10 protein-coding genes are annotated in these 12,038 nt (G+C 71.2%); 4 read left to right on the forward strand and 6 right to left on the reverse strand.

Annotation, left to right across the window (positions count from 1 at the left end; all coding sequences use genetic code 11):
* Positions 1–8: 8 nt before the first annotated feature.
* From EST54_RS03585 to EST54_RS03595, 3 genes are all read right to left on the reverse strand, one after another.
* Positions 9–917 (reverse strand): inositol monophosphatase family protein, encoded by a 909-nt coding sequence (locus EST54_RS03585; RefSeq protein ID WP_129244912.1) that lies wholly within the window; start codon positions 915–917, stop codon positions 9–11.
* Complete coding sequence (locus EST54_RS03590) at positions 914–2,989, reverse strand: aminotransferase class III-fold pyridoxal phosphate-dependent enzyme (RefSeq protein ID WP_161989250.1); 2,076 nt, start codon at positions 2,987–2,989, stop codon at positions 914–916. Before EST54_RS03590 ends, EST54_RS03585 begins: the two co-directional genes overlap by 4 nt.
* A gap of 355 nt (positions 2,990–3,344) precedes the next feature.
* Entirely contained in the window at positions 3,345–4,181 is an 837-nt protein-coding gene (locus EST54_RS03595; RefSeq protein WP_129244914.1) for an SDR family oxidoreductase, read from the reverse strand.
* Positions 4,182–4,328: 147 nt separating this feature from the next.
* Here EST54_RS03595 and EST54_RS03600 point away from each other — a divergent pair, with 147 nt between their 5' ends.
* The 3 genes from EST54_RS03600 to EST54_RS03610 all read left to right on the forward strand — a co-directional run bounded on the left by EST54_RS03600 (position 4,329) and on the right by EST54_RS03610 (position 7,379).
* A complete protein-coding gene (locus tag EST54_RS03600) occupies positions 4,329–5,423 on the forward strand; it encodes a zinc-dependent alcohol dehydrogenase (protein WP_129244916.1) in 1,095 nt (364 codons plus the stop codon).
* Complete coding sequence (locus EST54_RS03605; RefSeq protein WP_129244918.1) at positions 5,411–6,004, forward strand: HAD family hydrolase; 594 nt, start codon at positions 5,411–5,413, stop codon at positions 6,002–6,004. Before EST54_RS03600 ends, EST54_RS03605 begins: the two co-directional genes overlap by 13 nt.
* Positions 6,005–6,365: 361 nt before the next feature.
* Positions 6,366–7,379, forward strand: a complete 1,014-nt coding sequence (locus EST54_RS03610; protein ID WP_244942432.1) for a serine hydrolase — start codon at positions 6,366–6,368, stop codon at positions 7,377–7,379.
* A 94-nt stretch (positions 7,380–7,473) separates the two neighbouring features.
* Here EST54_RS03610 and EST54_RS03615 read toward each other — a convergent pair whose 3' ends face one another.
* Together EST54_RS03615 and EST54_RS03620 are read right to left on the reverse strand one after the other, a co-directional pair.
* A complete protein-coding gene (locus EST54_RS03615; RefSeq protein ID WP_129244920.1) occupies positions 7,474–8,166 on the reverse strand; it encodes a response regulator in 693 nt (230 codons plus the stop codon).
* Complete coding sequence (locus EST54_RS03620) at positions 8,159–9,865, reverse strand: sensor histidine kinase (RefSeq protein WP_129244922.1); 1,707 nt, start codon at positions 9,863–9,865, stop codon at positions 8,159–8,161. The genes EST54_RS03615 and EST54_RS03620 overlap by 8 nt, the downstream gene beginning before the upstream one ends.
* A 137-nt stretch (positions 9,866–10,002) precedes the next feature.
* Here EST54_RS03620 and EST54_RS03625 point away from each other — a divergent pair, with 137 nt between their 5' ends.
* Complete coding sequence (locus EST54_RS03625; protein WP_129244924.1) at positions 10,003–10,710, forward strand: AAA family ATPase; 708 nt, start codon at positions 10,003–10,005, stop codon at positions 10,708–10,710.
* Between the two features lie 16 nt (positions 10,711–10,726).
* Here EST54_RS03625 and EST54_RS03630 read toward each other — a convergent pair whose 3' ends face one another.
* Complete coding sequence (locus tag EST54_RS03630) at positions 10,727–11,818, reverse strand: PP2C family protein-serine/threonine phosphatase (protein WP_129244926.1); 1,092 nt, start codon at positions 11,816–11,818, stop codon at positions 10,727–10,729.
* Positions 11,819–12,038 lie beyond the last annotated feature (220 nt).

The raw sequence follows: 12,038 nt of genomic DNA on the forward strand, positions 1-12,038 counted from the left end.
GTCGGCGCTCACCAGTGGATGGCGGACAGCAGGGACTGGTGGAGTTCGGGCGTGCACGCGGCGATGCAGGAGCGCTGGTTGTCGGCGCTGATGTCCAGCAGGAGGGTGTCGTGCAGCGACTCCCCGTAGGCGTCGGTGATGACGACTCCGGCACGCTCGGCCAGGTACACCGACGCCGCGATGTCGTACGGGAAGAGATGCAGGATGCTTCCGTGCCCCACCGTGCGGAAGGCGGCCTCCGTCTCGGGGTGGTCGCGCAGCAGACGGTTGCCGATGTCGACGTAGGCGTCCATCTGACCCGTGATGATCCGGGAAAGGGAGAAGGAGGCGCTGTTGACGACGTAGACGCCGCCGCGGTTGGCCGAGGCGTCGATCAGGTGCCCGTAGGCGCCCACCATCAGCTGGGCCGGGTGACCGTTGAACTCCAGGGTCCAGAACATCCGCTCCGGATCCGTGGTGGTCCCCAGGCACGGCAGCCGTCCCGGATAGCCGCTGCTGTGGATGCCCGGCAGCGCGTCGTCGGCGTACATCCAGTGACCGGTCTTGATCTCCATGAGCATCGCGCTGTCGATGTCCCCGATGGTGGGGGCGTCGGTATAGCGCGCGGCGGCGATCGACACGCACGCCGGCTCCATGTCGGCCGCCGCCCCGCGGGTGCCGTCGATCGGGTCGATCACCAGGACATGCCGCGGGTGGGCGCCGATCCGGCGGAGCCCGTAGCTCTCGGTGTAGACGGCCAGCGGGACGCCGGCCGCGACGAGGTAGTCCCAGGCTGCTTCCTCGGCCATGACGTCGACCGGGAATTCCGCGTCTCCGCCGGCGGTGGTGCCGTCCACGTAGCGGCCGCCGGCACCGGCCCGGTCGGCACGGACGACGTGGCGGATGTGCGCGGCCAGGCCGTGGATCAGGTCCCTCATGAGGCGTCCAGGAACAGTCGCCGCAGGCGGTCGCACATGTCGTCCGCCTCCTCCCTCGTCATGATCAACGGCGGTCTGACCTTGACGACGTTGCCGAAGCCGTACAGGGACGTGCGCAGCAACAGGCCGTGTGCCATGCCGCGTTCGGCCAGGTGGTTGGTGAGCGCGGGGTCGGGTGCTCCGTCGCGGTCGACGATCTCGACGCCGATCATCAGACCCTCGCCCCGTACGTCGCCCATGAAGGGGACCTGGGGAGCCAGCTCCCGCAGACGGGACATGACGTGGGCGCCCACGGCGCGCACGTTCTCCAGGAACCCCGGGCGGCGGAGGATCTCGATCGTCTTGACCGCCGCGGCGGCCGCCAGCACATTGGCGCCGAAGGTGGAGCTGATGTGGTGCCCCTCCAGGCCGGTCAGCCGCTCCTGGGCGAGGATCCCCGCGATCGGCAGGCCCGAGCCGCCCAGCCCCTTGCCGAACGTGAGCATGTCGGGCGTGACGCCGTAGGTGTCGGCGGCGAACATGTGGCCGGTCCGCCCGAAGCCGGTCTGGATCTCGTCGAACACCAGCAGGATGCCGCGTTCGTCGCACAGGTCGCGCAGGGCCTGAAGGTAGCCGTCCGGGGCCACCACGTTGCCCCCGTTCCCGGAGATCGGTTCCACCACCACGCACGCCACCCGGCCGGAACTGGCGTAGTCGATGAAGTCGTTGATGCGCTCCGCGCACAACAGACCGCAGGTGGCGCGTTCCTGGCGGTAGAAGCACCGCGCACAGTACGGGTCGGGGACGTGCACCACGCCCGGTATCTGGGAGGGGAAGGGAGCCCGGCGGAACGCGGCGCCCGAGGCACCGATCATCCCCATGGTCTGTCCGAGGTGCGCGCGGAACAGCGAGACGATGTCCGGATTCCCGGTGTGGTGCTGAGCGATCTTGATGGCGCCCTCGTTGGCGTCCGAGCCGCTCGACGACTTCAGGTGGACCCGGCTCAGGCCGTCCGGTGCGATCTCCGCGAGCCGGCTGACCAGTTCGTTCACCGGACCCGACTGGAACTTGGAGGTGACGTGGATGAGTTCGCCCGCCTGTGCGCGGACCGCCTCCACGATCTCCGGGTGGGAGTAGCCGAGCGTCAGGTTGAAGGTTCCCGACGAGCAGTCCAGATACCGCGTCCCGTCGTCCGCACAGAGGTAAACCCCCTCGCCCCGGGCGGCCTTCAAGGGATGCGGTGGGTTGTAGTAGTGGTGCAGGACGTCCTCGACGTCCTCGCCGCAAGAGTTCGCTGACGGCAACACGGTCATGCTCGACGCTCCTTGCCTGTGTTCCGGAATACTTCGGCCTGCCTCGGGGGAGTCCGCACCACGCGTCGCCCGTCGCGCGCGGGAACCCCGCGGCGGGGGCCCGCTCCCGGCCCGCAGCCCCATTGAATGCAGCAGCTGCGGAAGGTCCATGTGCGCGAAGGACGCCAGGGTCAGGTCCGCCTCGCTCAGATCCAGGCCGGCGGTCATCGCGTTGGGCACCGCGACGCACCGCAGGCCGGCTCTCTTGGCCGCGGTGATGCCGCTGGGCGAGTCCTCGAACGCCATCGCCTCGTCCGGCCGCAGCCCGAGCCGGTCCAGCGCCTCCTGGTAGAGGTGCGGCGCCGGCTTGGCCCGGTCGGGCCGCCCGTCCGAGCTGTGGATGGCCTGCCAGCCCCGGTCGATGCCGCACTGCCGGAGATACCGGGCGATCCAGGGCCTGCGGCTGTTGCTGACCAGCGCCCGGGCCAGTCCCGAGCGGTCCAGCTCGGCCAGCCACCGGTGTACTCCCGGGCGCGATCCCAGTCCCGCCAGCCGCTCCTCGGTGCTGAGCGAGACCACGGCGTCGGCCGCCTCCCGATCGACGCAGCCGCCCGTCAGCCGCTCCAGTTCGGTCCACAGGTCGAAGCCGACCGTGCCCACCACGGTGGACCAGGTGCTTCCCGTGAGCACCTGGCCGTGCCGGCGGAACACCTCCGCGTACGCATGAAAGATATGCGGCTCGGGATCCCACAAGGTGCCGTCGAAATCGAAGAAGACCGCGCGCAATGGCACGGTGCGCACGGCGGAATCGGCAGACGGAAAAGGATGCGGCACAACGGCCCCCCGTGATGTGCGAAGTGGCGGCACAAGGTTTCAGCCACCCATGGCTCAATGAGCCCTCATTGAAGGCAGCGCCCGGCCGCGAATCAACCAGCTGGGGCTAATGCTTCGGTCACCCCGTACACCGGTCCGTCGTGACCACGAAATTGCCCGGCACCGCACCGCAATCAACCGGGCGGGCGCCCCGGCATTCCCCTCCGCACCGGGCATAACCGCCGGTGGAGGCCCTAGCGTTGGTCGTCTCCCGCCACGGAACGAGCTGTTCAGGAAGTCCCGCACAGTCGGGTCGGCACACACAGCGATTTCGCCCGGGGGCTCAGGTTGTTTCTTCCGTGCTGTCGCTCGCCAGGTCGGCGAGCGCCGCCGCCACGTCAGGACCCAGGAAATCGTGATGCACACTGCGCAATACCAGCCGCTTGGGGCGGCGCGGCGAGGTGAAAACGTCGTCGTTCCGGACGGGTACGACCCGGGTGGGAAGTCGCAGCGCCTCGGCGACTCTCGACATCAGCTCGAAGCGGGTCACCACCTCGGTGCCGGCAAAGTGCAACAGCCCCTGGCGGTCCCAGAGTTCCGCCAAGGCCGGCGCGAGGCTCGGCAAATACACCGGGGCGCAGACCACGTCCGTCTGTGCCCGGGTGACGGGGCCCGCAAAGCGCGCCATGAACCTGTCCGCCCAGGGGCTGCGGCCGTAGACCAGGGGAATGCGCACCACCAGGTGACCGCCCGGGCCCAGCAGCGCGTCCTCCGCCGCGCACTTGGTCCGCCCGTAGACGTTCACGGGCGAGCGCGGGTCCTCCTCGGTGTACACCTCCCCCGTGCCGTCGAAGACGTTGTCACTGGACAGCAGGAGGATCTTGGTCCCGGTGTCCCGGACCGCCGCGAGCAGCACCTGCACGGAGCGGACGTTGAGCGCGTGGGCGAGCGCGGGCTGCGCCTCGGCGGCGGCGAGGTCGACCAGGCCGGCGGCGTGAATCACCAGGTCGAAGCCCTGATCCAGCAGTGCGCAGAGCGCCGCCTCGTCGCGCAGATCCACCGTCACCAGACCGGGCACGGCCCGTTGCGCGCAGGTACCCACCACGGTGTGGCGGGCCGAAAGGCTCTTCCACAGGGCTCCGCCCACATAGCCCGACGCACCGAGCAGCAGGATTTTCATCGGTCATCACCCGGGTCCTCATTCTCGGAACCCGCCGGACGGGCTCACGGTTTGCGGGAATTCACCGACACCGGTCCGCACCACGCCTCCGCATGTCAGCAACCGGCGAGAGCCCAGACCATACATCCAGCCCAAGGAGCATGAACGTTGAAAGCGACGACGACGATGCAGGCCCTGGTCTTCGAAAAGGGCGGGCGACTGCGGCTGTGCAGCCGTCCGCTGCCCGCGCCGTGCCGACCGGACGACGTCGTGGTCCGGGTCGCCGCCGGCGGTATCTGTGGAACGGACCGGAGCATCGTCCTGGGCGACTTCCCCGCCCGCTCCGGCGTCGTGCTCGGACACGAGGCGGCCGGCGAGGTGGTGGCCACGGGTCCGGCCGTCGGCTCGCCGGCTCCGGGCGGGCGGGTGGTGATCAATCCGACCTACCACTGCGGACGTTGCCGGTACTGCCGTCGCGGGATGGCCGCCCACTGCACGGCGAAGGACGGGCGCGAGATCGGGGTCGACCACGACGGCACCCTGGCGGAGTACGTCGTGGTCCCGGCGCCCTTCCTGCACCCCCTGCCGCCGGGGGTCTCCTACCGCCGCGCCGCGCTCGTCGAGCCGCTGGCGTGCGTACTGAACAACCTCACTGCCGCGTCCCCGCGCTGGACGGACCGCTGCCTGGTCCTCGGGGCCGGCCCCATCGGAACGCTGTGCGCCCTGGTGCTCGCCTTCCGCGGCCATCGCGTCACCGTGGTGGAACGCGACGCCGTCCGAGTGGAACTGGCGCGGCGCGTCCTGCCTGCCGCGGCACGGGTGGTGCCGGCGCGGGACGGGGACCTGTGGCCGGCGGTCGCCGGTTCGGACGCCGGGCCGGACGTGGTCGTCGACACCACGGGGGTGCTGTCGGCCGAGGCCCTGGAGGTGGTCGCGACCGGCGGAACGGTGGTGGCGATGGGCGAACGGGAGACCGCCACCGCCACGATTCCCGTGCGCTCGCTCGTCACCCGGGGAGTGCGTCTCGTGGGCGCCGGCCCCTATCCCCCGCACCTGTTCCAGACGGCGGTGGACCTGGCGCGGGACCTGCCCCTGGACAGCCTGGTCACGCATACGCTGCCGCTGCACCGCTACGCCGAGGCGTTCGCCGCCCTCCACGTCCCGTTGGCGGACACCCGGTCGGCACCGTCCTCGTACGCGGCCATGAAGGTGCTCCTGCTCCCCGGTGACCGGGCGGGGGAGGAATCCCGTTGCGCTGGCTGATCTTCGACTACGGCAATGTCATCAGCAAACAGAGCGAGGTCGTGCCGGAGCTCGCCGCCCTCCTGGACGTGGAGCCGGAATCCTTCGCGGACGGCTACTGGAGGTTCCGGGACGTCTACGACCGGGGCTGGACGGACCTTCGCTACTGGCGGGCCGTCGGCCACGCCGCCGGCAAGCGCGTCACCGTACGGCAGGCCGCACAGCTCACCAGGGTCGACCTCGACGGGTGGCGGCAGACCGCACCGGAGGTGGTGACGCTGCTCGGCGAGCTGAACCAGGAGGGGGCCGCCCTGGCCCTGCTGTCCAACGCGCCCCGCTCGCACGGCCAGTTCTTCCGCCGCCAGCCGTGGTCCGCGCTCTTTCACCACCTGGTGTTCTCCGGGGAGGTCGGGGTCGCGAAACCGGAGAGCGACGTGTGGAACGTCCTGCTCCAGCGTCTGCGCTGCGCACCTGCCGACTGTCTGTTCTTCGACGACCGGCACATCAACATCGACAGTGCCCGCGCGGCGGGGATACCCGCCCGGCACTGGACCGGACCGGCCGAGGCCCGTCGGGCCATCGCCGAGGCGGGACTTCCGTGAGGGAGCCGCCCTGGAGAACCGGGGCCCCGGGCCGTCGGCTCGCTCTTCGGACAGAGCGGCCGTGGTCCCAGAGGGGGACCCGGCCGCGGCACGTCCGCCCTGGGTCGGGCGGTGCTTCCCCGACCTGAGAGCGATGAGGGGAGGGCGTACCGCGGCCACGATGGTCGGGGCCGTCGATCTTCCCGCGACGACCCTGCCGCCCCTGCCCGCCCGCGCCACACCATCTGCCGCTCCCTCTCCCCGAGTTGACCTCGGCCATGCCTCAACACCCCCGTCGGTCCTGCCCGACGACCAGGACCGACGACGATCCCCCACCCCTCGAACCGATTGTTCACACCCCCCGAAAGGACAACGATCAGGTATGAAATGGCTTTCCACCTTCACCGCGGCAGCACTGGGAGCCGGGGCGGTTGCCGGGCCCATTGCGGCGGCTTCACCTTCCGTCGCGGCATCGCAGAGCGCCACGGCCACCGCCACGGCGGTGCAATGCACCTCCAGGAATCAAGAGCTGGCCACGAAACTGACGAACGACATCGCCAAGGCGCTGGAAAGCCGGAAGAGCATGGCCTCGGTCTCCTTCTACGACGAGCCCACCGGAACCAGGTGCACCTCCGACGCCGACAAGCAGTACGACGCGGCCAGCGTGGTGAAGACCATCATTCTCGGCGCCCTGCTCTACCAGCGGGACGGCAACCTCACCGCGGAAGAAGACGCGCTCGCGCGCAAGATGATCACAGCTTCGGACAACGACGCCGCAATCGCCCTGTGGAAGCAGTTGTCCGATCTGACGGATCCCAAGAAGCCGGACCCGGTCAAGATCCAGGAATTCCTGGACAAGGCCGGGATGCACGACACCGTCCTCGACAAGGAAGGGTTCTGGGGCACCTCCCAGGTCACCGCGAACGACCAGACCAAGCTGTTGCACCTCTTCTCGGGTAACGACGATGCGGTTCTCGGGAGCAAGGCGCGCGCTTACGCACTCGACCTCATGAAGGACGTGCAGAGCACTCAGCGTTGGGGCGCCACGGCCGGCGCTCCGGTCGATGCCGTGATCCATGTGAAGAACGGCTGGATGCAACGGAGTTACCACCCCGACGTCGATCTCTTCGACCGGGGCGACTGGAAGGTGAACAGCATGGCCGTCCTCACGGATAACGGCTACGACTCCGGCATGGTCGTCCTCACCGAGAACAACAGAGTTCCCGAAGGGCACCCGAAGGAAGAGGGGATGGATTACGGGATCGAGACGATAGAGACGATTTCCCGCGCGATATACCAGGACGTTTATCCCGGCGTTGAGGGCTACAACCCCAGCAGGCCGCCCGTTCCGCCTGTTTCGCCGGCTCCGGCTGCCACGCCACCGGCAGCCGGGTAGGGCAGGTCCGTCGCGGCCCGAGGGCCAACGGGGGCCTGAGACAAAGGCTTTCAGCCCCCCGACGGGTCAACAGCCGAGCCGCACCAGGCCGGGCTCAGCCCATCAGCCCGGCCTGGTGCGCCAGCAGCGCCGCCTGCACCCGGCTGTCGCACCCCGTCTTCCCCAGGATCGAGCCGACGTGGCTCTTGACCGTGCCCACACCGATGCCGAGCCGCCTGCCGATCTCCAGGTTCGAGAGCCCCTCCCCCAGCATGCGCAGCACCTCCCGCTCCCGGCCGGTCAGGTCCGCCACCCTGTTGTCCGCGGCGGCCGCCCCGCTTCCGCCGCAGCTCAGCATCTGCCGGATGACGGTCCCGGTGACGCCGGGCGAGAGCACCGCGTCCCCCGCGGCCGCCCTGCGTACCGCGCTGATCAGCTCCTGCGGCCCCTCGTCCTTGAGCAGGAAGCCGGTGGCGCCCGCCCGCAGGGCCCGGATGACGTTCTCCTCGTCGCCGAAGGTGGTGAGCATGACCACCGTCGGCGCGGGGTCGAGGGCGGCGAGCGGTGCGACGGCCGCGAGCCCGTCGAGTACGGGCATGCGGACGTCGAGGAGCACCACATCGGGCCGGTGCTCGGCACCGAGCCGGACGGCCTCGGCGCCGTTGGCCGCCTCGGCCACCACCTCGATGCCCTCGGCGTGCCGGAGGACCAGCCGGACGCCGTGCCGGATCATCTCCTCGTCGTCGGCGAGCAGCACCCGGATCGCGGAACCCGCCTCCGGGTGCGCGGAGTCGGCCTGGTCAGTCATGCGTCCTTCTCCCACCGTGCGGTTCGGTCACCAGCGGAACGGTAAAGCGGTCGATCGCGATCAGAGTGTCGGACCGGAAGCAGTAGCGGACGATCTCCAGCCGCCCGTGCTCGGGCTTCCCGCCCGCGTACGGATACAGGCAGTCCGTGGCGGAGCCCGGCCGCGGCGGTTCGCGCCCGGCGGCGGCCGCGCGTGACGCGGGGTCGTCCAGCGCCACGGCGCGTTGCACCTGCTCCCTCGTCATCCCCACCCGGGGCGGTTGCGGGCTCCGATACGCGAGGTCGTATCGGGAATGGTTCACCAGCAGGACCCCGAACAGCATCATCGCGCTCACCCCCACCAGGCCGAGCAGCCCGGTAACGGCGCCGGCGATGCGCCGCTGGAGGACGGAGAGCCCGCTGCCGGGCTCGTCGACGGCGACCGGTCCGCTGTCGTCCGGCGCCGCCTCCACCGTCTCCGCCCCGGGCCCGGGGTCGGCGGGGAGGCCGGCCGCAACGGCGAAGCCGCCGCCGGGCGTCGGGCCGGCCTCCAGGTCGCCGCCGAGCAGCGCCACCCGCTCCCGCATCCCGGTCAGCCCGCGCCCGGAGCCGAGCCCGGTCGTCAGGGGCGGCCGCGTGGGCGGCGCGCCGTTGCGCACCCGTACCTCCACCCGCTCGCCGGTGTGCCGGACGGTCACGGTCACATGGGCCCCGGCCGCGTACCGGTGCACGTTGGTGAGCGACTCGCGCACCACGCGGTGCACCGCCCGCCGCACCCGGGCCGGCCGGGTGTCGAGGTCCGGGCCCTCCCAGACCAGTTCGGCGGGGATGCCGCCGCCGCGCGACTCCTCGACCAGCGCCTCGACGTCCGCCCGGGTGCCCGTGGCATCGGTCAGCGCGCCGATGCCGGTGCCACCCCCCAACGGCCCGAGGACGCCCAGCACCTCCCGCAGCTCCTGCATCGCGTCCCGGGTGGTACGGCGCACCACGGCGGCCTCGTCCCGCAGCTCGGGCGCCTCCTTGAGCAGCGCCATCTCCAGCCCGCCCGCGTGCAGCGAGACCAGGCTCAGCCGGTGCCCGAGCAGATCGTGCATCTCCGCGGCGATCCGCGACCGCTCGCGCATCCGGGACTCGCTGTCCGCCAGGCGCCGCGCCTCCTCGGCGGCGGCGGCGCGCTCCCGCAGCGCCCGCAGCAGCCGGTCGCTCTGCCCGGCGGCGGTACCGACCAGCCCGGGCACCACGACCGTGGCGACGGCGAGCACCGCGGCCAGCGCCAGGCCGAAGAGCTGGCTGCCCAGCTCCAGCACAGGAGCGAACGCCGCGCAGGTCAGCATCGCCGCGGCGGCCGCCCCGAGCAGCACCCCGAATCGCCGCCGCGGCGTCCTCAGCTGCCGGGTCGCGGTGTGGGCGGCCACCGCGGTCAGCAGCGCCACGCAGGGCACCACCCCCATCAGCGCGGCCAGCCCGACCACAGCGGCCACCGGGTACCGGCGCCGCACCAGCACCAGCGCGACGCCGACGGCCCCCAGAGGCACCGCCGGCCAGCCCACCCCCAGCCGGGTGTGGATCCCCGAATCGACCGAGTAGGTGAGCAGCACGAGCACCGCGGCCAGCACCGCCTCACCGGCCGCCCGCCACAGCTGCCGCCCCTGCTCCCCGGGCTCCGCAAAGAGGCTCCGGGGAGTGTGGTGCTCGGACACGGGCGAGGCGCTGGACGACATAACGACGATTATCGGGGGCCGTGCACGGGACTCCGCTGCCCCTTGAGGCGGAGCCGCCTCTACCGAAAGGCAGAGGCCCCTGCACGGCGGGCGCGCCGGTCCTCCTCGTTCCCGGGCCCCCGTGCGAGACTCGACGGGTGATTATCGAACGTGCGTACGCACACGTGGCCTCCGGTGACGACCGGGAGTGGCCCTGGTCCGTGCCCTGTGTTCGCGCCCTCCTGGCCAACGGGCTGCGCTTCACCGCACCGGTGACCTTCCTCGTCGGCGAGAACGGCTCGGGCAAATCGACGCTGGTCGAGGCGCTCGCCGAGGGCTTCGGCCTGGACCCCTGGGGCGGTTCCCACGACTGGCGCTACGCCAGCCACCGCGCCAAATCGGCGTTGGGCGAGCGGATCCGCTTCGACGCGGCGCCGCGTGGACGGCACATGCTGAGCAGCTGGTCGGCCCGCAAGGGGTTCTTCCTGCGCGCCGAAACGGCGCTGAACGCGCTGGAGCGGGAGGGGTTCGCGCCGGATTCCGTCAGCCATGGCGAGGGCTTCCTGGAGGCGTTCCGGTCCAAGTTCCTCCGGCCCGGGCTGTATGTGATGGACGAGCCGGAAGCCGCGCTGTCGTTCACCTCCTGCCTCGAACTGCTCGGCCATATCGACCAGTTGGTGAAGAACGGTGGTCAGGTCGTCTGCGCCACCCACTCTCCGCTGCTGACCGCGCTGCCCGGTGCGGACATCGTCGAGATCGGCGAACACGGCATGCGCAACGTGGCCTGGCATGAACTCGCCCTGGTCGACCACTGGCGACGCTATCTCGGCGACCCGCGGTCCTATCTGCGGCACGTCCTCGACTGAGACGCCCCGACACCCCCTAGGGAGCGCGGTCGCGGGTGACGGCCAGGATGGCCATGTCGTCCTGGCCTTCGCCGCCGGTCCAGCGGCCGACGTCCTTGGTCAGGGCGTCCACCAGGGCGTCGGGGTGGGTGAACCGCCGGCCCATGCGCCGGGAACGCAGTGGGTCGTAGAACGTTCCCTGTGCGTCCCGCGCCTCGGTGACACCGTCGGTGACCAGCAGCAGCGAGGCGCCCGGGGGCAGGCGCACCACGTCGGCCGGCGGGTGCCCCACGGGAGCGAGGTCGGCCAGCCCCATGCCCAGGGGCAGCTGCGGGACGGCCGGATCGAGTCGTACCAGCTGCCCGCCGTGGACCAAGTACGGGGGCGGGTGCCCGCGGTTGACCAGGCTCAGCGCCTGGCCGTCGGCGGACACCTCGGCCAGTACGGCGGTCGTGAAGCCCTCGTTCGACGTGATCGGGCCGCTCCGGGCCCCTGCCCTGGCCATCGCCTCGTCCAGCCGCCGCACCAGCGTGTCGAGCGTGGGAGCGTACTCGGCCTCCTGCCGGAACGCGCCGATGGCGACCGAGACGGCGGCGACGGCCTGGATGCCCTTGCCGCGGACATCGCCGATGATCATTCGCACCCCGAAGGGCGTCTCCTGTACCGCGTACAGGTCACCGCCGATCCGCGCCTCCGCCTGCGCCGCGACATATCCGGCGGCCACGGCCAGCGGACCGGCCCGCTCCGGCGGGTCCGGGAGCACCGCCAGCTGGACCGCCTCCGCGAGGTCCCGGGTCAGCGCCAGATCACGCCCCTGGCGCGCGATCAGCCCGTTGATCGCCAGCGCCAGCCCACCGATCAGGCCGACCACCGCCAGATCGACGAGCAGCGGCGTCGCCGGCCGCCCGCGCTCGATGTCCAGCCCCACCGAGAGCCCGCACGTCACGGCCACGACAGCGACCGCGGAACGGTAGGGCAGCATGGCGCCCGCGATCAGCGGCCCGGCCGCCAGGAGCGGGAGTCCCAGGTACGGCTCGGGCCCGAAAAGGTCCAGCAGGACGCCGGTCACCAGGGCCAGCGCCACGAGCGTCCACGGCACCTTCACCGGCGCGGGCCGCAAGCCCTGCACAGCTCCGCTCCTGCTGCCGGGCCGTGCTCGCGACGCGGAAGGAAACTCAAGCCACGACACGATGCGCCTCACCTGCTACCTCGGTATGCCCATCGCTTCACACATGCGCCGCATGCGCAACAGATACGGGGTGCGCGCGGCACCGCCGCACCACCTGGCCCGGTGCCGGAGAAGCGGCTGTGGGGATCGGCGTTCCGCGGTCGGTGACCGAGTGTGACGG

It is taken from the genome of Streptomyces sioyaensis (genome assembly GCF_004122735.1).
GTDB classification, from domain to species: domain Bacteria; phylum Actinomycetota; class Actinomycetes; order Streptomycetales; family Streptomycetaceae; genus Streptomyces; species Streptomyces sioyaensis.